Annotated in this window: 22 protein-coding genes and 1 pseudogene; 16 read left to right on the forward strand and 7 right to left on the reverse strand. The window is 61.8% G+C overall.

Translation table 11 applies throughout. The features are described from left to right. The 14 genes from AC2LD7_RS16190 to AC2LD7_RS16255 all read left to right on the forward strand — a co-directional run bounded on the left by AC2LD7_RS16190 (position 1) and on the right by AC2LD7_RS16255 (position 16,730). Positions 1-930, forward strand: a complete 930-nt coding sequence (locus AC2LD7_RS16190) for a toprim domain-containing protein (protein ID WP_484598754.1) — start codon at positions 1-3, stop codon at positions 928-930. Next, positions 927-2,678 carry a DUF927 domain-containing protein gene (locus AC2LD7_RS16195; RefSeq protein WP_484598755.1) on the forward strand — a complete coding sequence of 584 codons (1,752 nt, stop codon included), beginning with the start codon at positions 927-929 and terminating at the stop codon, positions 2,676-2,678. The genes AC2LD7_RS16190 and AC2LD7_RS16195 overlap by 4 nt, the downstream gene beginning before the upstream one ends. 238 nt (positions 2,679-2,916) lie before the next feature. Further along, positions 2,917-3,222 (forward strand): hypothetical protein, encoded by a 306-nt coding sequence (locus AC2LD7_RS16200; protein WP_484598756.1) that lies wholly within the window; start codon positions 2,917-2,919, stop codon positions 3,220-3,222. Beyond that, entirely contained in the window at positions 3,219-3,821 is a 603-nt protein-coding gene (locus AC2LD7_RS16205) for a hypothetical protein (RefSeq protein WP_484598757.1), read from the forward strand. Before AC2LD7_RS16200 ends, AC2LD7_RS16205 begins: the two co-directional genes overlap by 4 nt. 537 nt (positions 3,822-4,358) lie before the next feature. Beyond that, complete coding sequence (locus AC2LD7_RS16210; RefSeq protein WP_484598758.1) at positions 4,359-5,858, forward strand: hypothetical protein; 1,500 nt, start codon at positions 4,359-4,361, stop codon at positions 5,856-5,858. Between the two features lie 119 nt (positions 5,859-5,977). Beyond that, positions 5,978-6,385 carry a hypothetical protein gene (locus tag AC2LD7_RS16215; protein ID WP_484598759.1) on the forward strand — a complete coding sequence of 136 codons (408 nt, stop codon included), beginning with the start codon at positions 5,978-5,980 and terminating at the stop codon, positions 6,383-6,385. A gap of 1,615 nt (positions 6,386-8,000) precedes the next feature. Next, entirely contained in the window at positions 8,001-8,807 is an 807-nt protein-coding gene (locus AC2LD7_RS16220; protein WP_484598760.1) for a substrate-binding periplasmic protein, read from the forward strand. A gap of 250 nt (positions 8,808-9,057) precedes the next feature. Then, positions 9,058-11,115: a BCCT family transporter gene (locus tag AC2LD7_RS16225; protein ID WP_484598761.1), complete on the forward strand. Its 2,058-nt coding sequence runs from the start codon at positions 9,058-9,060 to the stop codon at positions 11,113-11,115. A 300-nt stretch (positions 11,116-11,415) separates the two neighbouring features. Continuing rightward, positions 11,416-12,189, forward strand: coding sequence for an ABC transporter ATP-binding protein (locus AC2LD7_RS16230; protein ID WP_484598762.1), 774 nt, complete (start codon positions 11,416-11,418; stop codon positions 12,187-12,189). Positions 12,190-12,203: 14 nt separating this feature from the next. Further along, the gene (locus tag AC2LD7_RS16235; RefSeq protein ID WP_484598763.1) at positions 12,204-12,959 is read left to right on the forward strand and encodes an ABC transporter substrate-binding protein; all 756 of its coding nucleotides are present in this window, start codon (positions 12,204-12,206) and stop codon (positions 12,957-12,959) included. 61 nt (positions 12,960-13,020) lie between these two features. Next, on the forward strand, positions 13,021-13,716 hold the full coding sequence (locus AC2LD7_RS16240) for an ABC transporter permease (protein WP_484598764.1): 696 nt from the start codon (positions 13,021-13,023) through the stop codon (positions 13,714-13,716). Next, a complete protein-coding gene (locus tag AC2LD7_RS16245) occupies positions 13,713-14,402 on the forward strand; it encodes an ABC transporter permease (protein WP_484598765.1) in 690 nt (229 codons plus the stop codon). The genes AC2LD7_RS16240 and AC2LD7_RS16245 overlap by 4 nt, the downstream gene beginning before the upstream one ends. Positions 14,403-14,539: 137 nt before the next feature. Then, the gene (locus AC2LD7_RS16250) at positions 14,540-15,433 is read left to right on the forward strand and encodes a D-hexose-6-phosphate mutarotase (RefSeq protein ID WP_484598766.1); all 894 of its coding nucleotides are present in this window, start codon (positions 14,540-14,542) and stop codon (positions 15,431-15,433) included. Between the two features lie 217 nt (positions 15,434-15,650). Further along, entirely contained in the window at positions 15,651-16,730 is a 1,080-nt protein-coding gene (locus tag AC2LD7_RS16255) for an FAD-dependent oxidoreductase (RefSeq protein WP_484598767.1), read from the forward strand. Between the two features lie 6 nt (positions 16,731-16,736). Here the strand turns inward: AC2LD7_RS16255 and AC2LD7_RS16260 are convergent, their stop codons facing one another. From AC2LD7_RS16260 to AC2LD7_RS16285, 6 genes and pseudogenes are all read right to left on the reverse strand, one after another. After that, on the reverse strand, positions 16,737-17,441 hold the full coding sequence (locus AC2LD7_RS16260; RefSeq protein WP_484598768.1) for a uracil-DNA glycosylase family protein: 705 nt from the start codon (positions 17,439-17,441) through the stop codon (positions 16,737-16,739). Further along, on the reverse strand, positions 17,425-17,955 hold the full coding sequence (locus AC2LD7_RS16265; protein ID WP_484598769.1) for a DUF3299 domain-containing protein: 531 nt from the start codon (positions 17,953-17,955) through the stop codon (positions 17,425-17,427). Before AC2LD7_RS16265 ends, AC2LD7_RS16260 begins: the two co-directional genes overlap by 17 nt. Positions 17,956-18,009: 54 nt before the next feature. Continuing rightward, the gene (locus AC2LD7_RS16270; protein ID WP_138406381.1) at positions 18,010-18,261 is read right to left on the reverse strand and encodes a GlsB/YeaQ/YmgE family stress response membrane protein; all 252 of its coding nucleotides are present in this window, start codon (positions 18,259-18,261) and stop codon (positions 18,010-18,012) included. Positions 18,262-18,361: 100 nt separating this feature from the next. Next, positions 18,362-19,447, reverse strand: a complete 1,086-nt coding sequence (locus AC2LD7_RS16275) for a 5-(carboxyamino)imidazole ribonucleotide synthase (RefSeq protein ID WP_484598770.1) — start codon at positions 19,445-19,447, stop codon at positions 18,362-18,364. Further along, positions 19,448-19,939, reverse strand: a complete 492-nt coding sequence (gene purE, locus AC2LD7_RS16280) for a 5-(carboxyamino)imidazole ribonucleotide mutase (protein ID WP_484598771.1) — start codon at positions 19,937-19,939, stop codon at positions 19,448-19,450. Positions 19,940-20,136: 197 nt separating this feature from the next. Further along, positions 20,137-21,050, reverse strand: a pseudogene (locus AC2LD7_RS16285) (LysR substrate-binding domain-containing protein). 192 nt (positions 21,051-21,242) lie between these two features. On the opposite strand from AC2LD7_RS16285, the gene AC2LD7_RS16290 reads away from it, so the two are divergent. Both AC2LD7_RS16290 and AC2LD7_RS16295 read left to right on the forward strand, forming a co-directional pair. Continuing rightward, on the forward strand, positions 21,243-22,667 hold the full coding sequence (locus AC2LD7_RS16290) for an aspartate ammonia-lyase (RefSeq protein ID WP_484598772.1): 1,425 nt from the start codon (positions 21,243-21,245) through the stop codon (positions 22,665-22,667). A gap of 101 nt (positions 22,668-22,768) precedes the next feature. Beyond that, entirely contained in the window at positions 22,769-24,028 is a 1,260-nt protein-coding gene (locus tag AC2LD7_RS16295; RefSeq protein WP_484598773.1) for a dicarboxylate/amino acid:cation symporter, read from the forward strand. Between the two features lie 372 nt (positions 24,029-24,400). On the opposite strand, the gene AC2LD7_RS16300 is transcribed toward AC2LD7_RS16295, so the two are convergent. Then, positions 24,401-25,222, reverse strand: coding sequence for a helix-turn-helix domain-containing protein (locus AC2LD7_RS16300; RefSeq protein ID WP_484598774.1), 822 nt, complete (start codon positions 25,220-25,222; stop codon positions 24,401-24,403). Positions 25,223-25,362: the final 140 nt, after the last annotated feature.

Here is a 25,362-nt window from a genome sequence, read left to right on the forward strand (position 1 = left end):
ATGACCATTCAAAACGGCGCCCGCGCGCCGAGGGGATCGGCTTGCCTGGAGAAAGCCGAACTGGCCTTCCGCGACGCCCTGCAAGCCACGTTCGGACCGCTGGATTGGCTGCCTGTGGCAGACGGCACCATTCACCGCTTCCGCGTGCCAGACGACAAGGCCGGCACACTCAACGGCTGGTACGTCTTACACCTGGACGGCATCGCATCGGGTGCGTTCGGTAGTTGGAAGGCGGGAGGTTCTAGCACCTGGAGCAGCCGCAAACCCGCCGACCCGATGGAAGCCGAATTGATCCGCCAGCGCGTCGAGCAGGCACGGGAGCAACGCGAAGCCGACCAGACCCGGCGCCAGATTGCGACAGCCAGCTATGCGGGCACGCTATGGAGCGAGGCCCGACCGGCTGCCCCCGAGCACCCCTACCTGACCCGCAAGCGCATTGCCCCGCATCGCATGCGCCAACGTGGTGACGTTCTGCTGGTGCCGCTGTATGCCGATGGCTACCTGTGCAACCTGCAACGCATAGCAGCGGACGGCAGTAAGCGTTTCCTATCTGGAGGCCGGGTAAAGGGTGCCTATTCGCCTATTGGCGTATTGGAGCCAGGCCAGCCGCTGTATGTCTGCGAAGGCTGGGCAACCGGGGCGACCATCCATGCCGAAACCGGCGCCGCCGTGGCCTGCGCCATGAATGCGGGCAACCTGCTTGAAGTCGGGCGCCAGCTTCAACGGCACCACCCGGACAGCCCGTTGATTATCGCGGGGGATGACGACCGCCAGACCGAAGCCGAGGGCAAGGGGAACCCCGGGCGCGCCGCAGCCACCCAAGCCGCCGCCGTACTGGGCTGTGGGCTGGTACTGCCACCCTTTCCCGCTGATGCCCCGCTGGAGCTTTCGGACTTCAACGATCTAGCCAACTGGAGGGCCGCACAATGAGCGCAGCCATCGTCACCCCGATTGTGCCGGAAGCCGTCGCGCCAGCCATCGAGCGCCCCTGCTACCGGGTGTATGAACACGCCATCACACTGGACGGCGTGAAGCTGCGCCCCGGCGTCTGGTATCACGGGCAAAGCCTGGACAAGCAAAGCGGCGAGTATCTGCCGTTCGATGAATGGCTGTGCGGGCCTTTGCATGTCGAAGCCGTCACCCGCAACGAAGGCCAGGACGGCGATTACGGGCGCCTGCTGCGATTCCGCAACGCCGACCGCCGCGAACTGACCTGGGCAATGCCCAACGAGCTATTGGCGGGCAAGCCCGATTCGATCCTGTCCGTTCTGCTGGGCATGGGCCTGGACGTTGATTACCAGCGCCGCGCCAAGGTCTGCCAGTACATCGCCGCGCAATACCCAAAGGACCGCGTGATAGCGGCCACGTCTACCGGCTGGCACACCCGCGAACTTTTCATCATGCCGCGCCAGAACATAGGCAAGGGCAAAGCGATCTTCCAGAGCGAAGCCGCCAACGGTGACGACTACCGCCAAGGCGGGACCCTGGAAGGCTGGCAAGACAGCATCGGCGCCAAGTGCGAGGGCAACCCGTTGCTGGTGCTGAGCGTGTGCGCTTCTCTTGCCGGGCCGCTGCTGTACCACGTCCAACGGCAAGGCGGGGGCTTTCACATCGTCGGCGATTCCAGCACCGGCAAGAGTTCCGCCATTCTGGCCGGGGCTTCGGTATGGGGGCACGGTGAAGACTTCAAGCGCACTTGGCGCGCTACTGGCAACGGGCTGGAAGGCATTGCCAGCCAACGCAATGACACGCTGCTGGCGCTGGATGAGATAGGCGAGGCCGACCCACGGGAGATAGGCGCCGTGGTCTACGCGATGGCGAACGGCACCGGCAAGGCCAGAGCCAGCCGCAACGGTTCGGCACGGGCTGCGAAGCGCTGGCGCGTCATGCTGTTTTCATCTGGTGAGCTGGGGCTATCGGCGCTGATGGCCGAAGGCGGCAAGCGCAGCCGGGCCGGACAGGAAATCCGCCTGCTGGATATACCCGCCCGACGCGCCTTCGGCGCCTGGGACAACTTGCACGGCATGACCGGGGGCCGGGAGTTCTCCGACGCGATACAGCGCGCCAGCGTGACGCACTACGGGCACGCCGGGCCGCAGTTTATCCGCAAGCTGCTGGAGCTTGGCGAGCAGGACGACTTGCCCGCGCTGCTGGCGCAACTCTGCAACCAGTACCCGAGCACCAGCGGGCAGGAAAGCCGCGCTGCCGAACGCTTCGCCCTGGTGGCTATGGCGGGGGAACTGGCTATCAGCTTTGGCATTCTCCCCCTTCCGACTGGCGCAGCCCGCGACGCAATGTTGGGGCTGTTTGAGGTATGGCGAGCAGGCCGGGGGCAAGGCCCAAGCGAGGATCGGCAGATATTGCGCGCAATCGCTGACTTCATCGCCCGCCACGGCGACACCCGGTTTTCATCCGCCGATGACCCCGAAGGCGAAGCCAGGGACCGCGCCGGGTATTGGGAGGACAGCCCGACCGGGCGCCTGTACCTATTCAACCGCCCCGGCCTGGAGGAAGCCGCCAAAGGTTACGACCTGGGGCGCGTGGTGCTGGCACTGGAGTCGGTCGGAGCAATTGCCAAGCGTGAACCGGGCCGTGCCCAAGCCACCAAGCGGCTGCCCAGCGGGCGCAAGGAAAAACTGTACTGGATCGACGCCGCCAGGCTGGAGCCGGAACAGTAAACGAACCTTGCATTTCCTACTGGGGACAGTGGGGACAGCGGGGGCGCCCTAGTGCCGCAAGGGCTAGAGCTGCCCCCACCCGCTGCAAAGGCAAGGGGACAGTGGGGACAGGCCGGACAATTTGCCCCCTTTGCCCCCACCCAGTGACAGGCATAGGGGACAGCTACAGCCCGCGCCGTTACTGGCTGCCCCCTTTGTCCCCTCTGTCCCCACGGCAAAACACAAAAGGAAAAGCGAAATGAGCGCACTTGCACAGCTTGCCGAGCACCTGGGGCTATCGAACGATCCGCGACCAGCACCAGCTACCGCACCTGTTCAACCCGCCGCAAACGATCCGCAGCAGCCGACCAGCGCACCAGCACGACCAACCGCACCAGAGGCCACCAGCGAGCCGAAGCGCGCCGCCTGGAGGATCACCCGAGCAGGCCAGCCGATTGGTTACATGGTCGGACAGCCAATGACCTATTCCGAAGCCTTTGCCGCCGCTCGCTGGCGCTGGGCTGATGCCGAACTAGACGGCGCACCAAAGGAGCCGAACCCATGAAAGCCAGCCAGATTCGAGCACTCGCCAACATAGCCGACAAGCCAGGCGCCAGCGTGAGCACGCAACTGATCGCCACGCGCCGGATATGTCGCCTTTTTTGTCATGAGCGCGCAACGATCCACCAAGAACGGCGCGCACTGAGACGCAAAGCCGCGAAACTGAAAGCCTTTCTGCCATTCACTGCCGCAGCCGTTGCCGACCTGGAGCAGCAAGCCAGCGACCATCTAGCCGAATCGCTGGAAGGTATGAACCGGGCGCTGATCGGGATAGGCCGGGCCGTCATCCTGCAAAGCACCAGCACCACGGCGGCACTTGGCTTTGGCCGGCTGTGCGATCTGCTGAGCGTGAACCCGGCGCATCGAGCACAAGCGATCCGCGACGGCGACACCGGGCTACACGAGCTGGTGCTTATTGCCTGCCTGGAGGACAGCGCAACAGGCCACGGCGCAGCCTGGGGCGACGGCGGGCCGCTGTATCAAGCCTGCCTACTGGCTATGGCTGACTTCATCCGCAACGCACCAGAGGGAGCGCTACCCGATCCGTTCGCACCCGGCGCCCCCTCCGGGCCGAAGCTGCCGCCCGTGCTGCGCGTGGTTTGATCGCAGGCGCCACGGATGGCGCTCCACATCGAGACGGAAGCGCGGCTTGGTTGGCGGCAGCGACAGGCAAGCCGCCCCATCAATACTGGACAGATACACAGCAAAAACTTGTGATAAGCACGGTCTTTGCTAGCATGTAAACTTACACGACATGTATTTCTCAGCTACTCATTACAGGACGCTAACGATGGCCTTCTCAGAAGATCAGCAACCAAACAAACGGCGGGGTCGCGCAAGGGATTTGACCAAGCACGAAGTAGAGGCGGCCCGAAATCGGCTTCGCGATGCCGCCGCTGCGGGCGACATTCAAGCCTGCGCCGCGTTAATTGCCTTGGCAGAAAGGCTTTTGCCGCCAGCGGAGGCCATAGCCGCATGAAAATGCTCACCCCTCTAAACGAGGAAGAAGAATTCGAGTTTCGCGCCCGGCTTGAGCAAGAATCTAGCCGGCCAGATCCGAGCACAGTCATTTGGGACGAGGCTCCCAAAAGGCCCGCTATCGACCCTGCTTCGATTGTATGGGACGAACCCGAACCATCAATGCTCCAGTCTGTTGGCCAGGGGGCCGGCAATCTGCTGGCGGGCGCCGTGCGCGGTGCTGGCTCCATTGGTTCGACCATCCTTGCGCCTTACGACATGGCCAAAGACGCGCTGGCCGGCAAAGGGCTGTCGCTCGAGTCCAACCGCGAGCGACGCGCAGGCATCGATGGCGGTCTGCGCGAGATGGGCGCGCAGCCTGATTCCATGCTCTACAAAACCGGCAAGATTGCTGGCGAGATCGCCGGGACCGCAGGCGCCGGACCGGCTCTGGCTGGCGGCGCGCGCGCGGCAGGCGCTGCTCCGTCACTGGCCAGCGCGCTGTCGTCTGGCGGACTCAACGTGGCAGGTAAAACTGGCCTTGCAGGCTTGGCCACTCGTGGCGCTGGCGGAGCGATAACGGGAGCAGCCGCCGCAGGGCTCATTAACCCGGAGGACGCGGGGCTAGGCGCACTGATGGGCGGAGCGCTGCCTGTTGGTATCAGCGGAGTGCGTCATGCCGGCCGTGCCATTCGTGGCAGCGTCGCGCCCGAGGTTGTCGCATTGGCTGACCGGGCCAAGGCGCTCGGCGTGCAAATCCCTGCAGACCGCATTGCCAACAGCAAACCACTGAATGCCCTGGCGGCCTCGCTGGAATACATGCCGCTGAGCGGTCGCGCAGCAACGCAGGAGCGTATGACGAGCCAGCTCAACCGCGCCTTGTCGCGCACGTTCGGGCAGGACTCGGACAACGTGACCATGGCACTGCGAAAGGCCGGCGCCGAGCTTGGCAGTAAGTTCGATGACGTGCTGAGGAACAACCGCGTGCGCGTCGACCAGACGTTCCTTGACGACTTGGCAGAGCATGCAAACCGTGCTTCTCGAGAGCTTGGCAGCGATGGCGAGCGGATAATCAAGAGCCAGATAGACGACATTATTGCCAAGGCGGCGTCCGGCGAGATTGACGGGCAAGCGGCATACAACATCAAGCGCACTCTGGATCGAATCGGCAAGCGCAACTCGCCCGAGGCGTATTACGCGCTTGACCTGAAAAAGTCGCTAATGGGCGCCTTGGATCGCAGCCTTGGCCCGGAAGAGGCAGCCAAGTTTGCAGCGACTCGCCAGCAGTACGGCAACATGCTTAAGCTGGAGAAGATCGCCAAGAACGGCGCGGAGGGTGATATCTCCATCGCTCGTCTAGCGAACATGAAGAACGTCAATAGCCCTGACCTGCAGGAGCTGGCGGACATTGCGGCACAGTTCATGGTCACTCGCGAGAGCCCTCACGGCGCACTTCAGCGGTTGATTATCGGATCTACCGGTATTGGTGTCGGGGCGGGGGCAGGTGGCATTCCTATCGGCATAGGTCTGTTGGGCGCTGGCAGGGCGGCAAACTCTGCGCTGAACAGTGGTTTGCTGCGCTCTGCTGTGCTCGGTCAAGGCAACAGCCCCGGCACACAGCAGGCGGTCCAAAAAGGGCTTCTAGGCATAACCAAGGCCGCGCCAGTTCTTATGGCGCAGTAAGAACGCCAGAACTGGTCGCATGCTTGCGAACTGCTGGAGCGATAGCGAGCGTGCCTTGGCGCAAGGTCAGGGTGCGCTTAGCTATGATGGCAAACAATATCTACGCGACAGGAAGTCCCATGAAGAAACTACTACTTCTCATTGTTCTCTGCCTTAGCGGCGCGGCAGCGGCCGAAGATTGGCCAAAGCTAGTCGATTTAGATGGCGGCGCGGTGCTCCATGGAAAGCCTGGCTCAGCGAGCTTGGGGCGGGACGAGCACAACAGACTCATTGTTACCGCTGATACCCGTTTCACCGCTGCAGATGGAAAGTCCGTATCGCTATATGAAATGAGTATCGGCATTTCTGATTGCATCAAAGAGAAGGGCAAGCTGACCATGACTAGCCCCGACGGCAAGCACAACGGAGACGCTCCATTTATGTTTGGTAGCGGAACCGGGTTTTCGGTTGTCGCGGAGATATTTTGCAGCATTGCTCTTGAACAGCTAAGGGAGTCGGGCGAGCCGAGCGCCGTTAGTGCGCCATAGCGCAGACTAGAACCTAGAATACCGCGCACGATGGCGCGGGCATGGCCACTATGGACGGGAGGACTCCCCTTAGGTTCTCCCCCGCCCCCGGCACCGTCACGGGTGATTCGCGCCCCGCCTTTTCGCTTCATACCGACTTTTCCGGGCTGACCCCGCTTCCGGTTCCGCCTTCCGCTGGAAGCCCCGCCAGCAAGCCCGCAACGATTACCAGCCACGCGGAAACGACCGGCGCAAGTTGGCCTATTGCCCAGCACCAGCGCCCGACCTGCGAAGCCTGGAGCGAGACAACGAAACAACAACCAACCCACCAGCCAGCGCCGTATATAGCGAACGGTCACGGCACGAATCACCCGCAGCCCTACGGCCCCACCGGGAGAACCTATAAGGGGGGTGGCTCAAGAGTTCACGCGACTGGCAGCCCGAACGAAGGGGGAGCCACATTCTTGTTTCCCCAAAATCCGCATTCCGGCATGGCCCGCTAAGCCGACCACGGCAGGGCTGTGCAATGTTCGCGCTATTGGTTCGCAGTCCTGGTGCGCAAGCTGGTACGCACGGAAGTGCGCACGTTCACGCGCACTTTTCACGCACTACCCCGTTTCGGGGCATCAACCCCATGAAAGCCGGTTTAGTGACCAGTACGCGCGCGAGGCCAGAAGGGTGATATCAGGGTGAGGCGGACGGTAAGATTAGGGAAAGGCGCTGGGGCGATATTGGGCGAGATGAACAACAAGATCGCAACAAGGCGACACAGCAAGGTTAGTGCAAGGGTGACGGGGTGATTACGGGGAGGCACCCCAAGGTTGCCCCAAGGGGTGAGGCTGAAAAACAATCAACGTATATCAAGCGCCCCCACGGTTTCCAAAGTAGATCGGTTTAGATTCCGATCACCTGACAGCAGGCCGGAGCAGGCAGGCCAGTGAAGCACTAAGACCACACGGTAACGTCACGATACGCCTGGAGGGGGTGGAAATCTGAGCCAGTCCGTTGCGACACCGGTCCCGCCCTACGGATTGAACGCTAACCCGGTTTCCTCGTTGCGCGTGCGTGAGGCTGGCAGGCGTAGGCACTGGTAGGTAAGATTCTGACCCGAAACCGGGGCATTTTTTGTTTTAGGGGCATTTTTAGGGGCACCGACCAGTTTACGAATCGGTCGAAGCCAGAAACTGCAAGGGGTACAGACGACGGTTCGATTCCGTCCCTGGCACCACTAATACCGAGAAACCCCAAGCGAATTAACCTCCTTGGGGTTTTTTATTGCCTGCGATTTGTGCCAGCGGCCCGCTATGTTCGGGAGACGATCCGGCCAACATAGCCCGAGGCCCCTACAGGGCGCTCTCAGACAAGCAGGAAGCGTTTCTTGACTTCGTACCTTGGCAGTACGTGAAGGACCTCAGGTGGGAATGGCGCTACTCGGCTGCGGTCAGCCTGTCGTTCACCCGGAGCTGGAAGCTTGGCTGGTTGCGCTTCTTGTGCGCCTTCCATAAACAAGGCCTCGGACCCGCCATATACACGTTGGATTTTTTCTGTCGACGCCACGATATTCTGGTCTAGGCTGCCATTTAGCCGAATATGACATATAAAGGTCTCAGTTTATTCAGGACGGCAGATAGCTAGGATGGCCGGTCAGGCAGGAGCACAAGCAGTGCGGACGTTCCCCTCGATTTTACTGATCTGGCTAATGCTTAGCGTCCAGGCGAAAGCGGCAGATTGGACGTTTGTCACCGAGGATTTCCCACCCTTCACTTATGCGGTCGAGGGCTTCAGCCAAACCGATTCCGAAATACATCAGGCAAATGGCCCGCTGGTGGAAATCGTGCAAGCGGTCTGCGAGCGTCTACGCCAAGGATGCTCGATTGTCGTTCACCCATGGCGGCGGGCGCTGCGCCTGGCCGAACAGGGCGAAGTCGATGGCATCTTCACCGTGGTTCGCTCACCGCAGCGCGAGCGCGAATTTCATATTACCCGCATGCTGGTAACGTCACGCTACAGTGTCTTCGCCCGCGAGGGCAGTTCCTTCGTATTCAGCCAGCCGAGCGATCTGGCCGGTCGGATTATTGGCGTCTACGGCCCATCCGGCACTTCCTTCGTGCTGTCCGAACGCCTCAAATCGGTTGCCGACGTGCAAATGCAACTGACCGCCAACAATCGCCGCCTGCTGCACATGCTGCAGTCGGGGCGCTTCGGCGAAGAAGGTCTGGCGGTGCTCAATCAGGATGTGGCTTGGCATTTGATCAAAGATGAACAACTCGACGGCGTGCGCGAGGCGGGAGAGCTTGAGGCGGTCTCCTACGGCATCGGCTTGTCGCGCAAGACGATCAGCGCGGCGCAGTTCGATGCTTTCGAGCGGGCGCTGAGTGCGGCCATAGCAGACGGCACGGTGCCCAAAATACTGCGTCGCTACCAGCTGGAACCAGCTTATTAACCGCTTCGACAACATGCTGGCATCGTCTCGATCGGCACAAGCCATCCGTTACTCAATCCTTAAGGTCGCGCCAGTCATGTGCGCGCTGACGACCCTCTCTCAATTGACTGATGCGAACGCATCTTCATCGATTCCGATTACCGGGTGAGCATTCCCCGGCAAATCACCGTCTACCCTTCTGACAGCAGTTTCGTTTTCGGAGCCATAGCGCGTTTCCGCCCCACTCTCCAACAAGAGTCCAGAACGACATATGGAAGCAGACAAGAAGCTACCCAAGGCCATCATTCTCTTCCCCGTATTCATCCCGGCAGTGGTCGTGACCCTGCTGCTGGTGGTCGGCACGATGAGCAATCCCGAGCTGGCAGGCGAGGTGTTCAGCGCGACGCTGGCCTTCATCACCACCAACTTCGGCTGGTTCTACATGCTGTCGGTGGCCTTCTTTCTGATCTTCATCGTCGGCATCGCCATGACGCCGTGGGGCAACATCAAGCTGGGACCGGACCATGCCGAGCCGCAATACAGTTTCCCGGCTTGGTTCGCCATGTTGTTTTCGGCAGGCTATGGCATCGCGCTGCTATTCTTCGGCGTGGCCGAACCGGTGCTGCATTACGCCTCCCCACCCGCCGGCGCACCGGAAACGGTCGATGCCGCCAAGCAGGCGATGCAGATCGCGTTCTTCCATTGGGGCTTTCACATCTGGGCAATCTACGGGCTGACCGGCCTGGTGCTAGCCTATTTCTCGTTCCGTCATGGATTACCGCTTTCGATGCGTTCGGCGCTGTATCCGATCATTGGGGAGCGCATCTACGGGCCGATCGGCCATGTGGTGGATGTATTTGCGATCCTCGGCACGATGTTCGGTATCGCTACCACGCTGGGCCTGTCCGTCACCCAGATCAACGCCGGCATCAACTATCTATGGCCGGAAATTCCGGTCAGCATCGGTGTGCAGATCATCGCCATCGTCGTCATCACCGCCATGGCGATCTGCTCGGTGGTAGCCGGACTCGACAAGGGCGTAAAGAACCTCTCGCTGCTAAACATGATTCTTGCAATCGCCTTGCTGTTGTTCGTGTTCCTCGCCGGCCCGACCATCTTCATTCTCGAGACCTTCCTGCAGAACACCGGCAGTTACCTGAACAACATCATCGAACGCACGTTCAATCTGCAGGCCTATTCGCGCAGCGACTGGATCGGTAACTGGACGCTGTTCATCTTTGGCTGGACCATCGCCTGGTCGCCCTTCGTCGGGCTGTTCATCGCCAAGATCAGCCGCGGCCGGACGATACGCCAGTTCGTCTTCGGCGTGATGTTCGTGCCGACAATCTTCACCTTCCTCTGGTTCTCGGTGTTCGGCGATACCGCACTGCACCTGATCATGGTCGAAGGCTATACCTCGCTGATCGCCGATGTGCAGGCGGACAACGCCATCGCGCTGTTCAAGCTGTTCGAACTGCTGCCCATGACTTCCATCGCCTCGTTCCTGGCGGTGGTGCTGATCGTCACCTTCTTCGTGACCTCGTCGGACTCCGGCTCGCTAGTGATCGACTCGCTGGCCGCCGGTGGCGCCATTCATACGCCGGTCTGGCAGCGGGTGTTCTGGGCGACAACCGAGGGCGTGGTCGCGGCGGCCCTGCTGCTTGCGGGCGGCCTTAGTGCCTTGCAGACCATGACCATCGCCAGCGCGCTGCCGTTCGCCATCATCATGCTGATCGCCGCGCTGGGCATGTGGCGCGCACTGATCATCGAAGGCCACCATGAAACCAGCTTGCAAAGTCATATGCAGGGCAGCCGCCTGGCCAGCAACGCGGGCCCGGGCCTGTGGAAGAAGCGTCTGGCCGGCATGGTCAGTTTTCCGGATCGCGGCAATGTCGTGGAATTCATGGGCAGCACCGTGCTCAAGGCCATGCGCCGGGTGCAGCGCGAGCTCAGCGGACAGGAATGGAACGCCGAGGTGCATATAGACGAGGCCAACTCCCGTGTTTATCTGGAAGTCATCAAGGAAGATCAGGTGGATTTCATTTACGAGATCCGCATGGTCGGTTATGCCATGCCCGCATTTGCGCTCTCGGAGGGGCCGGATGCCGACGAGCAGTATTACCGCGCCGAGGTCTTCCTGCGCCGCGGTGGCCAGCATTACGACATCTACGGCTACGACCAGCAGGACATCATCAGCGACATACTCGATCAGTTCGAGAAATACCTGCACTTCCTGCATATCTCCCCAGGCAGCCTGCCATGGAAAATGGAAGCGCACGACGAGATGCTGGGCGGCGAGCCCGACCTGCCCAAATCCGATCAGCCATGAGCGAAGCCACGCGCGGCCGTGCCGTCTGCAGGAACTCCGCAGACGGCAGTCGTAGCGATCTCGCTGTTCCGCTCATCGTTTCGCGCCGGTAGCGGCAAATTAATCTATACATAGAAGGGCACGCCAACGGGACCAGCACTTGCTGACCAACCGGTCACGAAGTTCGGCATGGCGCCGCGCTTGGCGCATGCCCCAGCCCATGCTAGGTTTGCGCCTCGCCAGGATGGCGAGCAGTCGGCCGGAGCGCAATTTACACAGAAAAGGACCATGCAATGCCCTGGTCCGGGAAGAGGAAGCTCAATGGCTGAGGCCATATCCGCACTGGAAATCCGCAACCTGCACAAGCGCTACGGCGATCTGGAAGTACTCAAGGGCATCTCGCTGACAGCGCGCGACGGTGATGTGATCTCCATCCTCGGCTCGTCCGGCTCCGGAAAATCCACGTTCCTGCGCTGCATCAATCTGCTGGAAAACCCCAACGAGGGCGAGATCCTCGTCGCCGGCGAACAGTTGCGCCTGAAGCGTGCCAAAGACGGCGATCTGGTTGCCGCGGACGCCAAGCAGATCAATCTGATGCGCAGCAAGCTCGGCTTCGTGTTTCAGAATTTCAATCTCTGGCCGCACATGAGCGTGCTGGACAACATCATCGAGGCGCCACGCCGCGTGCTTGGCCTGAGCAAGGCCGAAGCCACCGAAAGCGCCGAAGCGCTATTGGCCAAGGTGGGCATCGCCGACAAGCGTCATGTTTATCCCAGCCAGCTGTCCGGCGGCCAGCAGCAACGTGCAGCGATCGCGCGCACCCTGGCGATGCAGCCGCAAGTGATTCTGTTCGACGAGCCGACCTCGGCGCTCGACCCGGAAATGGTACAAGAAGTGCTTGCAGTGATCCGGTCGCTGGCCGACGAAGGTCGCACCATGCTGCTCGTCACGCATGAAATGAACTTCGCCAAACAGGTTTCCAGTGAAGTGGTTTTTCTTCACCAGGGCCGGATCGAAGAGCAAGGAACGCCCGAGCAGGTGTTTGACAACCCGCAATCGGCACGCTGTAAACAGTTCATGTCCAGCCATCGCTAATGGAGCAACACCGCATGAAAAGCTATAAGAAGATTCTGCTGACCGCCGCCGCCACCCTCATGATTGGCGCTAATGCCTTCGCCGCCGACAAGCTGCGTATCGGTACCGAGGGCGCCTACCCGCCCTTCAACCTGATCGATGCCAGCGGCCAAGTGGTCGGGTTCGACCTGGATATCGCCCACGCCCTCTGCGCCAAGATGGAAGTCGAGTGCGAAGTGGTCACCTCCGACTGGGACGGCATCATCCCTGCGCTGAACGCCGGCAAGTTCGACTTCCTCGCGGCCTCCATGTCCGTCACCGAGGAGCGCAAGCAGGCTGTCGACTTCACCGATCATTACTACACCAACAAGCTGCAATTCGTGGCACCGAAATCGGTCGATTTCAAAACTGACGAAGACTATCTCGATGGCAAGGTCATCGGTGCCCAGCGCGCCACCATTGCGGGCACCTGGCTGGAAGACAACATGGACGACGTCGTCGACATCAAGCTCTATGACACCCAGGAAAATGCCTATCTGGATCTGGCCTCGGGCCGCGTCGATGGCATCCTCGCCGACTCCTTCGTACAGTGGGAATGGCTCAAGAGCGACGCCGGCAAGGACTTCGAATTCAAGGGCGAGCCGGTGTTCGACAACGACAAGATCGCCATGGCCGTGCGCAAGGACAACGATGAACTGCGCGAGAAGCTGAACAAGGCACTGGCGGAAATCGTTGCCGACGGCACTTACGAGAAGATCAACGCCAAATATTTCCCGTTCAACATTTATTGACCCGTCTGAATCAAAGCCCGGCCGCCCAACTGGTAGGCCGGGCTTTGGTGTTTGAGCCCATATGATTCCCGACCTTCATGGATTCGGTCCGGCGCTGATCGCCGGCACCTGGATGACCATTCAGCTGGCCCTCGCATCCCTGGCCCTGGGCCTGGTGCTCGGTCTGCTCGGCGCACTCGCCAAGACTTCTCCGTACGCGACCCTGCGCTGGGTCGGCGGCACTTATTCGACCATCGTGCGCGGCGTACCCGAGCTGCTCTGGGTACTGCTGATCTACTTCGGCACCATCGGCCTGGTACGCGGTATCGGTGAGATTTTCGGTATCGAGAATCTTGCCCTCAGTCCCTTCGCCGCCGGCACCATCGCCCTCGGCCTGTGCTTCGGCGCCTATGCGACCGAAGTGTTCCGCGGCGCCCTGCTCGCCATTCCCAAGGGCCACCGCGAAGCTGGCTTGGCGCTGGGTCTGGGCAAACGCCGCATCTTCCTGCGGCTGATTCTGCCGCAGATGTGGCGCCTGGCCCTGCCCGGCCTAGGCAATCTTTTCATGATATTGATGAAGGACACCGCGCTGGTTTCGGTGATCGGCTTGGAAGAGATCATGCGCAGCTCGCAAATCGCCGTGACCGCCAGCAAGGAGCCCTTCACCTTCTTCGTCGTCGCCGCCCTCATCTACCTGGGCCTGACTGTGATCGCCATGACTGGCATGTACTTTCTCGAAAAGCGCGCCGGCCGCGGTTTTGTCAGGAGCGCCGCATGAGTTGGGAATTGTTCATCAAGTGGCTACCCGACTTTCTCGAAGGCGCCTGGCTGACGCTGCAGCTGGTCGGCGTGTCGGTCGTTACAGGGCTGATCCTTGCTTTGCCGCTGGGCATCGCAAGGTCTTCGCGCATTTTCGCGGTGCGCGCGTTGCCCTACGGCTACATCTTCTTCTTCCGCGGCACGCCGCTGCTGGTGCAATTGTTCCTGGTCTATTACGGCATGGCGCAGTTCGAGGCCGTGCGCGATAGTGTGCTGTGGCCTTTTCTGCGTGATCCCTACTGGTGCGCGATCATCACCATGACGTTGCACACCGCCGCCTATATCGCTGAGATTCTGCGTGGCGCGATCCAGAATGTCCCCGCAGGCGAGGTCGAAGCCGCTCGCGCACTGGGCATGTCCCGTCGCCAGGCGTTGTGGCACATCATCCTGCCGCGCGCAGCACGCATCGGCCTGCCGGCGTACAGCAACGAAGTGATATTGATGCTCAAGGCCAGCGCCCTGGCCAGCACCATCACCCTGCTGGAACTGACCGGCATGGCGCGCAAGATCGCTGCACGCACTTATATGCACGAGGAGATGTTTCTCACCGCTGGCCTGATCTATCTGATCATCGCGTTCGTGCTGATGCAGGGCTTCAAGCTGGTGGAGCGCTGGCTGCGCGTGGATGCCTGTCAGGGGCGGTGAAGCGGCTGGAGGCTGACGCTTTGTTCCTCGCTGCCAGCTGGTAGTTCTCATAGACAGTCCGACGGCCAGGTCGCGGGGAATCCCGCCGACCTCGTAAGGTCGGAATAGCTGCCATTAATTCCATAACGAGACTGCCCATGCCCGTCGACATTCAGCGCATCGAAATGGATCAACTTGCCTGCTGGCGCCTCCGCAACGGCGATGCCGAGGTGATCGTCGCCGAGCAAGGCGCGCAAGTGCTCAGCTACCGCCACGGCGATGCGACACCGATCATCTGGCTCAGCGAAGAGGCCGCATTCGAGAAGGGTCAGGCGGTGCGTGGCGGCGTTCCGGTGTGCTGGCCCTGGTTTGGCGATCTCACCCGCAATCCGCAAGCAATACAGGACGCATATCAAGGCAGCCAACCGGTCCCGGCGCACGGTTTGGTGCGCAATATCGATTGGGTGCTGAAAAGCTCACGCAGCGATGCCAACAGCGCCACCCTGGAGTTTATCTGCAACGCCGACGGCGCCCTGCCCGGCTGGCCGCACGCCGTCCAGCTGAGCCTGCAGATCCGCCTGGATCAGCGCCTGCACCTGTCGCTCACCAGCCGCAACCAGGGCCACGTCCCGGTCGCTCTGTCCCAGGCGCTGCACAGCTACTTCGCGATCAGCGATATCCATCAGGTCACGGTGGAGGGTCTGGATGGCCGTCCCTATATCGAAACTCTGGATAACTGGCAGCAACGCCAGCAAGAGGGCGGCCTCAGTTTCAATGGCGAAACCGATCGCATCTACCTTGATTTGCCACCGACTTTGAGCCTGCGCGATCCGCGCCTCAATCGCCGAATAACCCTGGAAACCCGCGGCTCCCGTTCGGCCGTGCTTTGGAATCCCTGGATCAACAAGGCGCAGCGCCTGTCGCAATTCGCCGATGATGCCTGGCAGCGCATGGTCTGTATTGAGACCGCAAATGTATTGGACGACATGGTCCGGCTGGACGCCGGCGCCAGCCATACCCTAAGCGTCTCGATTGGCGTCGAGGCGCTGTAGGACCTTCACCCGTCTGAGATCAAGGTATTCCGCGGCATTGAATCTATACTGCAAGCGAGCATCGAACCGCTGGCCCAAACGGCTATCCGGTAGCGGCTGATGCGAGCTTGCCGGCCAGTTGCAATGCTATGGAGGGGGATTTCCATGGATGCCACGCTGCTACGAACAGACCTCAATCAACTCGACCCCATTTGCATCAGTTCTAGCCTGATGCGCCATGAATAACGACTACGACCTGCTACTTGCAGGCGCGGGTCACAGCCACCTCGGCGTGCTGCGCCAGTGGGCCAGTCGGGAACGCCCCATGGGCCGGATCGGCCTGGTCTCGGCCGAACCCCATGCCTGGTATTCAGGCATGATGCCGGGCCTTATCGCCGAGCAATACCAGACGCGCCAGTGCCGCGTCGCGCTACCCAAGCTCTGCGCAGCGGCAGAAGTGGAGTTCATCCAGGGCACCATGGTCGCGCTGCTTCCGGAAACACCCGAACTGTTGCTGGCAACTGGCGCGACGTTGCGCAGTACCTGGCTGTCGCTCAACCTGGGCTCCTTGCCGTGGTTGCCAGTACAGACCGGCGACGGCATGGAGCTGCTTTCGGTCAAGCCATTCGCCGAGTTCATTCGCCGCTGGCAGCAGTGGGAGGAAATTCCCGAAGGGGTGGCGGTGCTCGGTGGCGGTGCGGCGGGTGTCGAACTGGCGCTGGCCATGGCCGGGCGGGTGCCGGCACTCAGCTTGTTCACCGAGGGCGAGTTGCTTGCCGGACATCCGCCGCGCCTGCGCCGCCTGGCGCTGCATCACCTGCAACATGCCAAAGTGGAGGTTCACGAGCAGACGCCGATCCAGGCGGTGCATGGCAACACGCTGATTGGCGACGGACAGATCCGCTGGCAAGGTCGACGCCTAGTCGTCGCGACCGGCCCCAGCCCACTGGAATGGTTGCGCGAATCTGGACTGCGGCTGGATGCACGCGGCTTCATCGAGATATCGCCGTCGCTGCAGAGCCGCTCGCATCCGCATGTGTTTGCCAGCGGCGACTGCGCGGGCCTTCCCGGCGCCGCACGCAACGGCGTCCAAGCGGTGCGTCAGGCCGGCGTGCTGGCGACCAACCTGGGCCAGGCGGCGATCGGCCAACCACTGCGTCACTATCATCCACCGGCGCATAGTCTCGCCCTATTGGCCGACGGCCACCACGGAGCGATGCTGAGCTGGGCGGGAGTGGCCGCTGAAGGCAAGCTGCTGGGTCGCTGGAAAGATCACATCGACCGTAGCTTCATGCGCCAGCACGGCGCTGAAGACTGACGTCGTTCAATCGAGCAACTGCTGCAGACGCGCCTCCAGCAATGCCGGAAAACGTTTGAACCAGGCCAGGTTGCGCGGCGAGGGATGCGGCAACGGATGCAGACGAAACGCCCGCGTGACGCCCTGCTCCGTCGCCAGTTCGATATCAAAATGCGCTGTGAATCGGTCGTCGCGCTGCCAATATGCATCCAGCTGTTGGCGCAGCTCGCGCGATTGCTCCAAACCGAACCAGAAAAACGCCTCGCGACCGAGCGTGACAATGTCGCGTCCTTGCCAGTTATCGATGAGCAACCGCCGCATGAGCGGGTGAAAGCGACGCTTGACCGCCATCGACCAGGCACGATTGCCGAGCGGTTTGTAGGGCACGGTGTTGATCCAGAAGAAGGCTGCGCCAAGCGCACGGCCTGCCTCGAAATCCGGCATGTCTTCGCCGTTTAAATACCGGTAAAGCACGCGTCGCACCAGTTGGCCGCCGCCACCGATGAATGGCTCGCCATAGCGGACCTCTTCACGACCGGGATCCCGCCCGAAGAAGGCGATAGGCGCGTCGGCGCGACCGAGCCCGATGATCGGCTCCAGCGGGTCCTTTTCGAATTTCTGATAGATCGGTACATCGATGCCTTCGGTCTGGGCCGCGAGCGCGCGGAACGCTTCACGCTGTGCCTGATCGAGCGGTATTGGGGGCCGTTTCGGCTTAGAGGTCACTTTCATCCACCAGGGACACCTCGGCCGCGGTGATCACGTACGCGGCATCGGCCAGGTCGTTGCTGACTGGCTCGATCCGCAGCGTGCCGTCCACCCAGAGCGGTGCGTAAATGTCCTCCAGAGCGATGCCAGCCGGATAGCGGACCATCACGATCTGGTTCGGCGGTGGCGGCGGCACATGGATGCAGGCCCCCGGATAGGGCACCAGGAAAAACTCGGTGCTGCGACCCTTGCTGTCGGTTTCCAGTGGCACCGGATAGCCGCCGAGGCGAATCTGCTGACCGTTGAGTGACGGCACGGTCTTGGCCGAATACATCACCTCAGGCAGACCGGCCTCCTGTTTGAGCCCACCCTGATCGCTGAAGCCGTTTGTTTCGGGGGAGTTGTGCTCGATTTCCGGCATCTCCTCCAGCGCCTTGCGGTCCTCGGCGGGCATCAGTTCGAGCCAATCGATTTCAGCTGGCGCAGCGTGAGCGACGGAGGCAAGACACAACAGCAGAGAGATGACTATCGAGCGCATGAGAACCGAAGAATTCGAAGAGAACGGGGCCGCCAAAGGCGCGGCCCCGACGGATCAGTGTTTACGGCTGGTAACCATGCCGTAAATCACCAGCAGAATGATCGCACCGACCACCGCACCGATAAAGCCTGCGCCTTCACCGGCCTGGTAGAGCCCAAGGGCTTGACCGCCATAAGTGGCCAGCAGCGAACCGCCGATACCCAGCAGGATGGTCATGATCCAGCCCATGCTGTCATTACCAGGTTTCAGGAAGCGTGCGATGAGGCCTACGATCAGGCCGATGATGATGGTTCCGATGATGCCCATTGGCAGTCTCCTCAGGTCCGAAAAATACGCGTCACGTATCTTCGGACCTGAGGCGGGCCAGGCAGTTCGCTGCCGGATGCGGCAAGCCAGACGGCCGGGGTCAGTCGCGGGCGATCAGCGACTCGACTGCGGTGATCTGCCGGTCCAGCGTGGCGCGGTCCGGGCAGCGCAGCGTGGCATGGCCGACTTTGCGACCGGTCTTGAATGCCTTGCCGTAGTGATGCAGGTGACAATCTTCGACGGCGATGACCTTCGCTACCGGCGGCACTTCGCCGATGAAGTTGAGCATGGCGCTTTCGCCCAGTTTTGCCGTCGAGCCCAGCGGCAGACCGGTGACGGCGCGCAGGTGGTTCTCGAACTGGCTGCACTCGGCACCTTCGATGGTCCAATGGCCGGAGTTGTGCACGCGCGGCGCAATCTCGTTGGCCTTGAGGCCACCGTCGACTTCGAAGAACTCGAAGGCCAGCACGCCGACGTAGTCCAGCTTGGTCAGCACGCGCCCGGCATAGTCCTCGGCCAACGACTGCAGCGGGTGATTGCTGCTGGCGACCGACAGCCGCAGGATGCCCTCTTCATGCGTGTTGTGGACCAGCGGATAGAAGCAGGTCTCGCCATCACGGCCACGCACGGCAATCAGCGACACTTCTCCAGTGAAGGGTACGAAGCCTTCCAGGATGCATGGCACGCTGCCCAACTCGGCAAAGGCATTGGCGACATCGGCAGCCTTGCGCAGCACCTTCTGGCCCTTGCCGTCGTAACCCAGGGTACGGGTCTTGAGTACTGCCGGCAGGCCGATGCTGGCTGCCGCGGCGTCGAGATCGGTCTGAGACTGGATGTCGGCGAATTCCGGTGTGGGAATGCCGAGATCCTTGAACATGGACTTCTCGAACCAACGGTCGCGAGCGATACGCAGCGCCTCGGCACTCGGATAGACCGGAACGAACTGCGAAAGGAAGGCCACGGTTTCGGCCGGCACGCTCTCGAATTCGAAGGTCACCAGATCCACTTCATCGGCCAGTTGGCGCAGGTGGTCCTGATCGCCATAGTCCGCTCGCAGATGCTCGCCAAGGGCGGCGGCACAGGCGTCCGGCGCAGGGTCGAGGAAGGCGAAGTTCATGCCCAGCGGCGTTCCCGCCAGGGCGAGCATGCGGCCGAGCTGGCCACCACCGATCACGCCAATTTTCATTTACGCGTTCCTCGGATCTGGATTGTCCAGCACCGTTTGCGTCTGCTCGTCGCGGAATTTCTTCAGCGCCGCGTGATACTCGGGAAATTCATGACCGATGATGCTGGCCGAAAGCAGCGCCGCGTTGACCGCCCCGGCCTTACCAATGGCTAGCGTGGCGACGGGGACGCCAGCGGGCATCTGCACGATGGACAGCAGCGAATCCACACCCGACAGCATCGACGATTGCACTGGCACACCAAGCACCGGCAGATGAGTCTTGGCGGCACACATGCCCGGCAGGTGAGCGGCACCGCCAGCACCGGCGATGATTACGCGCAGACCGCGCGCTTCGGCCTCTTCGGCGTACTGAAATAGCAGATCGGGGGTGCGGTGTGCGGACACCACGGTGACTTCATGCGGAATGCCGAGTTTTTCCAGCATCTCGGCGGTGTGGCTGAGGGTGGACCAATCGGACTTGGAGCCCATGATCACGCCTACCAGTGCGGTCATCGTCGTGCCTCTTCGCTTGCGCCCTGGGCGCATCAGGAACAACGGCCGCGCTGGGTAACAGCGCGGCCGTGCAGAACAAGGTCGGAATCGGTCCGACCGAAGGCCGCGCAGTATATCGCAAGGCCTGGCCTGCCGGCACCCGAGACCGAACGTCCGCTCAGCAGACGATGACCACCGGCCGCCGATTCGGAATTCGCTCAGCGCTCCAGCAGACCTTCTACGCCCTGCCCCGCACCGCTTTCCAGCTTGCGCCAGAGCAGTCGCACCGGCGCCTTGCGCACCAGTGCACAGCGATACAGGCGAATCTCCAGCGGCACCCGCCACTGTTCGTCGCCGCAAATCACCAGTTCGCCGCGGTCACGCTCAGCCGCGGTACCCAGGCCAGACCCAGCCGCTGCATCGCCATGCTTTTCAGGCTGTCGGCCATGGCCGTCTCGTACACCGTGGACGACCGCAGACCGCGCTGGCGCAGCAGCAGATTCACCGAGCGGCCCAGGGACGCACCAGCGCTGTAGGCCAACAGCGGCACCGTCTGGCCGCTGTCGGGATCGAACAGAGGCCCACCAGCCGCATCCACCGCACAGACCGGCACGATCTCGGTGCGGCCCAGCGACAAAGAGGGAAATAGCTCCGGATCCATTTGCAGCGCTGCGTCCGGGTCGTAGTAAGCGAGTATCAGGTCGCAAGCACCTTCGCGAAGCGAGTGCACCGCCTCCCCCACGTTGGTCGCCACCAGCCGACTGCTTACCGGGACGCCATCACGCCGCAGCCGAGCCAGCCATTCCGGAAAAAAACCGAGCGCCAACGAATGCGCGGCGGCGAACTGCAAGACTTCGCCGCGCTGCCCCTCGAGATTGTGCAGGTAGCGCACCGCCTCACCTACCTGCTCGATCATGTTTCGCGCCGTGACCAGGAACAGCTGGCCGGCCTCGGTCAGCTCCACTGGCGTGCGCGAACGGTTCACCAGCGTCAGCCCGAGCGTGTTCTCCAGGCTGCGGATGCGCCGGCTGAACGCAGGCTGGGTGACGAAGCGCCGCTCTGCCGCCTGGGAAAAACTTCGCGTCGCTGCCAGCGCGACGAAATCTTCAAGCCACTTGGTTTCGATGTTCATGTCGGCTCCTGGCTGGCTTGTTTTTACTGTCGAATGCCTAGCAATAACGCTTGTCAGCGAAACGGCGTCACAGCTTCGGTATGCCAATAATGCATGACCCAGCGTTTTACGGCATTGGCCGATTATGGCCCTCAAGTCCTATGGTATGGGCCTTCGCGGTAAGCACCGCTTTTCTCTCGGATGAGAATCCTCATGTCCTCCGCTGCATCATTCCGCCTCGAAAAAGACCTGCTCGGTTCCCTCGAAGTACCCGCTGACGCCTACTTCGGCATCCAGACCCTGCGCGCCGTGCACAACTTTCATCTGTCCGGCGTACCGCTGGCGCATTACCCGAAGCTGGTGGTCGCGCTGGCGATGGTCAAACAGGCGGCGGCGGACGCCAATCGCCAGCTGGGGCACCTCAGCGACGCCAAGCACACGGCGATCAGCCAGGCTTGCGCGCACCTGATCCGCGGCGAGCATCATGACCAGTTCGTCGTCGACATGATCCAGGGTGGTGCCGGCACTTCCACCAACATGAACGCCAACGAGGTGATCGCCAATCTGGCGCTGGAGTACATGGGCCACGCCAAGGGCGAGTACCGTCATCTGCACCCGAACAATGACGTGAACATGGCGCAGTCGACCAACGACGCTTATCCCACTGCCATTCGCCTCGGCCTGCTGCTGGGCCACGACACCTTGCTGGCCAGCCTCGACAGTTTGGTGCAAGCCTTCGCCGGCAAGTCTGCCGAGTTCGCGCATATCCTCAAGATGGGCCGCACTCAGCTGCAGGATGCGGTGCCGATGACCCTCGGCCAGGAATTCCGTGCCTTCGCCACAACGCTCGGCGAAGACCTCGAGCACCTGCGCCTGATCGCTCCGCAGTTGCTGGTGGAAGTGAACCTCGGCGGCACCGCCATCGGCACCGGCATCAATGCCGACCCGAACTATCAAGCCCTGGCCGTGCAGCGCCTGGCGACTATCAGCGGTCACCCGCTCAAGCCGGCGGCGGATCTGATCGAGGCGACTTCGGACATGGGCGCATTCGTCACTTTCTCCAGCATGCTCAAGCGTTTGGCGGTGAAGCTGTCGAAGATCTGCAACGACCTGCGCCTGCTGTCCAGCGGGCCGCGCACCGGCATTAACGAGATCAACCTGCCGCCGCGCCAGCCGGGCAGTTCGATCATGCCGGGCAAGGTCAACCCGGTGATTCCCGAGGCGGTCAACCAGGTGGCTTTCGAGGTGATCGGCAACGACCTGGCACTGACCATGGCCGCCGAGGCCGGACAACTGCAGCTCAACGTCATGGAGCCGCTGATCGCCTTCAAACTGTTCGACTCGATCCGCCTGCTGCAACGCGCCATGGACATGCTGCGTGAACATTGCATCGTCGGCATCACCGCCAACGAGGATCGCTGCCGTCAGCTGATGGAAAGCTCCATCGGTCTGATCACCGCGCTGAACCCCTACATCGGCTACGAGAACGCCACCCGCATCGCCGGTCAGGCGCTGCTCAGCGGCCGCGGCGTGCTGGAACTGGTGCGCGAGGAGCAGCTGCTGGACGACGCCACCCTCGACGACATCCTGCGCCCGGAAAACATGATCGCGCCAAGATTGGTGCCGCTGAAAGCCTGATACCCAGGCATCCCCGCTACAAGGAGCGCCCGATGTGCCGGGCGCCCTTATCGAGCCGCGGTAAACGGCTCGTTCAATAAGAACAACAAACAGGTATCCGCATGTATCAGAGCACCACCCTCGCTAAACCCCTGCGCCTGCTCGGCCGTTTGGCCCTGTGGCAACAGATTCTCATCGGCCTGGCTCTGGGCATCGCCACGGGCGTCGCCTTCAAGCAGGACGCACTGGTTCTGGCACCAATCGGCACGCTTTTTCTCAATGCCATCAAGATGCTCATCGTGCCCCTGGTATTCGTCTCGCTGGTCGCCGGCATCACCTCCATGCAGGACAGCGCCAAGCTCGGGCGGATCAGCGTCAAAACCATCGTCATCTACCTGGTCACCACCGCGTTTGCGGTCAGTATCGGGCTGCTGTTCGGTGCGCTGTTCAGCCCCGGAGAGGGCATGAACATGGTGGCCAGCACAACGACCGAGACCAAGCAGGCGCCCTCTCTCGTGAGCATCCTGGTTGGCCTGGTACCAAGCAATCCGGTCACTGCATTCGCCGAAGGCAACATTCTGCAGATCATCGTTTTCGCCATTGCGCTAGGCGTGAGCATGAACCTGGTCGGTGAACGCGCTGCGCCAGCGGTAAGGCTGTTCGATGGGTTCGCCGAGACCTTCTACAAACTCACCGATCTGGTGATGCGCGTGGCGCCGATCGGTGTCTTCGCTCTGACCGCAGGCGTGATCGGCAGCCACGGTGCCGAGGTCCTGCTGCCGCTGGCGGGGGTGATCGGCGTGATTTACCTGGCCAGCATCGCTCACGTTCTGCTGGTCTACGGCGGCCTGCTGGGACTGGTCGGTCGGCTCAGTCCGCTGCGTTTTCTGCAAGGCATCGCGCCGGCGTTGGCGGTCGCCTTCAGCACCTCGAGCAGTTCCGGCACCCTGCCGGTATCCATCGAGTGCGCGCGCAAGAACCTGGGCGTGTCGGAAGGCGTGGCAGGCTTCGTGCTGCCCGTCGGCGCGACGATCAACATGGACGGGACCGCCATCTATCAAGGCGTGCTAGCGCTGTTCATCGCTCAGGCGTTCGGCATCGACCTCAATGCCGGGCAGTATCTGATGATCATCCTCACCGCGACCCAGGCATCGGTCGGTACTGCGGGCATTCCTGGCGCAGGGCTGATCATGCTCGGGCTGGTACTGACTTCGGCCGGCCTGCCACTCGAAGGTGTGGCGCTGATTGCCGGCATCGACCGCATCCTCGACATGGCGCGTACCACCGTGAACGTCGCCGGTGACCTGATGACCACCACCTTGGTCGGGCGCAGCGAGAACGAGTTGGATCAGGACATATACAACAGCGGCAACAAGGAATGAGAGACGCCGGGCCGCTCTGACTTGGCGGTTCAGCAGAAGCTGCAGACAGCGCCGCCATCCGGGCGAGGCGGCGTCAGCCCTACTGGCGAAAGCGTGATACGGCACAAGCCGCGGTTTGCAGACCCCGCAGATTTCCTGGTGGCCTCATGCGCAAGCTACTTACGCTTACCCTGTGCTCAGCTCTTTCATTGCCGCAGCGTTCGCCCAGGCGGAACTCCCGAAAGGCTATGAGATGGTCCGGCAGACCGAAAACTTCCCGCCCCTTCAACATGGCTGAGGGCGGCAAGAACTTCGCGAAGAAAGAGCACATCCATGGCATCAGCGCCGACACCGCGCGAAATATCTCCACCGGACCCGGCGAACGCCGGTCGGCTATTCAATCTCGAACAACCCATCGCGCATCTGCGCCGACGCCAACCGCTCGCGGATTTCTGGATCGATCCGCGGATCGTCCAGTCCGTAGAGCATCACCTGCCGGTAGGCATTGACCCGGTTGATCTCTGTACCGAGATATTCCCAGACCACGCGGGTGCAGGCCGGGGTGCGCCGGTCGCCGCTGGAGACGCCGGTCTTCAGGCCGTTGAGGCGATTGATGCGGCTTTTGAAGCTGGGAATGAGGATGGTCTGGCTCATCTCATTGCCCGTCAGCGACTCGTAGTCGATGAGAAACAGGCGGTCCTGTAGATAAAAGGCGGCGCCCAGGTAGCGGCAGCGCACTACCCAGTCTTCGGCCTTGGGACTGTCCACACGCGATTGTTCCTGCCGCTCCTGCCGTTCGAAAACGAAGCTGCCACGATCCTCGTGCAGGTGCACCAAAGAAAGCAGAATCTGCCCCGGCACCGACATGCAGTTGGCGTATTCGAAGTAGTAACCGCAATAGCGAGCGAGACTGCTGGCGTTGTCACGCATCGGCTGGAACAGCTCGAGCAAAGGGTCGCTGGCGGCGACGCGGTCCTGGTCATGACTGCGCAGGCCAATCAGCTGGCTGAACTGTTCGCTGGGCAAACCCAGCTCGTAGCCCTCGACACCGAAGAAATCGCATATACGCTTGAGGTTATGAGCCGTAGGCCGGCTTTGCCCATTGAGGTATTTGTTGAACTGGGCACGATTGATGGCGAGTTTGCGGCAGACCTCGGCGATTGAGCGGTAATGACTGCAGAGCAGCTTGAGATTGGCGCCGAGGTGGTCGTACATGGTGCGTTCCGATGATGCGAGCGGCGCGATTCTAGCATCAACTCGCGCCAGTTCGCCGCGACCCGCGCAATTGCATGACCGGTGCGTCTGGCCAACCATTCCAAGGCTGCGTTCTTTCATTCGTCAAAACAACAAGAGAG

Source organism: Stutzerimonas sp., assembly GCF_982611455.1.

Coding starts and splice junctions, on each gene's coding strand:
- AC2LD7_RS16190 (WP_484598754.1), top strand. CDS start 1: ATGACCATTCAAAACGGCGCCCGCGCGCCGAGGGGATCGGCTTGCCTG.
- AC2LD7_RS16195 (WP_484598755.1), top strand. CDS start 927: ATGAGCGCAGCCATCGTCACCCCGATTGTGCCGGAAGCCGTCGCGCCA.
- AC2LD7_RS16200 (WP_484598756.1), top strand. CDS start 2,917: ATGAGCGCACTTGCACAGCTTGCCGAGCACCTGGGGCTATCGAACGAT.
- AC2LD7_RS16205 (WP_484598757.1), top strand. CDS start 3,219: ATGAAAGCCAGCCAGATTCGAGCACTCGCCAACATAGCCGACAAGCCA.
- AC2LD7_RS16210 (WP_484598758.1), top strand. CDS start 4,359: ATGCTCCAGTCTGTTGGCCAGGGGGCCGGCAATCTGCTGGCGGGCGCC.
- AC2LD7_RS16215 (WP_484598759.1), top strand. CDS start 5,978: ATGAAGAAACTACTACTTCTCATTGTTCTCTGCCTTAGCGGCGCGGCA.
- AC2LD7_RS16220 (WP_484598760.1), top strand. CDS start 8,001: ATGGCCGGTCAGGCAGGAGCACAAGCAGTGCGGACGTTCCCCTCGATT.
- AC2LD7_RS16225 (WP_484598761.1), top strand. CDS start 9,058: ATGGAAGCAGACAAGAAGCTACCCAAGGCCATCATTCTCTTCCCCGTA.
- AC2LD7_RS16230 (WP_484598762.1), top strand. CDS start 11,416: ATGGCTGAGGCCATATCCGCACTGGAAATCCGCAACCTGCACAAGCGC.
- AC2LD7_RS16235 (WP_484598763.1), top strand. CDS start 12,204: ATGAAAAGCTATAAGAAGATTCTGCTGACCGCCGCCGCCACCCTCATG.
- AC2LD7_RS16240 (WP_484598764.1), top strand. CDS start 13,021: ATGATTCCCGACCTTCATGGATTCGGTCCGGCGCTGATCGCCGGCACC.
- AC2LD7_RS16245 (WP_484598765.1), top strand. CDS start 13,713: ATGAGTTGGGAATTGTTCATCAAGTGGCTACCCGACTTTCTCGAAGGC.
- AC2LD7_RS16250 (WP_484598766.1), top strand. CDS start 14,540: ATGCCCGTCGACATTCAGCGCATCGAAATGGATCAACTTGCCTGCTGG.
- AC2LD7_RS16255 (WP_484598767.1), top strand. CDS start 15,651: ATGAATAACGACTACGACCTGCTACTTGCAGGCGCGGGTCACAGCCAC.
- AC2LD7_RS16260 (WP_484598768.1), bottom strand. CDS start 17,441: ATGAAAGTGACCTCTAAGCCGAAACGGCCCCCAATACCGCTCGATCAG.
- AC2LD7_RS16265 (WP_484598769.1), bottom strand. CDS start 17,955: ATGCGCTCGATAGTCATCTCTCTGCTGTTGTGTCTTGCCTCCGTCGCT.
- AC2LD7_RS16270 (WP_138406381.1), bottom strand. CDS start 18,261: ATGGGCATCATCGGAACCATCATCATCGGCCTGATCGTAGGCCTCATC.
- AC2LD7_RS16275 (WP_484598770.1), bottom strand. CDS start 19,447: ATGAAAATTGGCGTGATCGGTGGTGGCCAGCTCGGCCGCATGCTCGCC.
- purE (WP_484598771.1), bottom strand. CDS start 19,939: ATGACCGCACTGGTAGGCGTGATCATGGGCTCCAAGTCCGATTGGTCC.
- AC2LD7_RS16290 (WP_484598772.1), top strand. CDS start 21,243: ATGTCCTCCGCTGCATCATTCCGCCTCGAAAAAGACCTGCTCGGTTCC.
- AC2LD7_RS16295 (WP_484598773.1), top strand. CDS start 22,769: ATGTATCAGAGCACCACCCTCGCTAAACCCCTGCGCCTGCTCGGCCGT.
- AC2LD7_RS16300 (WP_484598774.1), bottom strand. CDS start 25,222: ATGTACGACCACCTCGGCGCCAATCTCAAGCTGCTCTGCAGTCATTAC.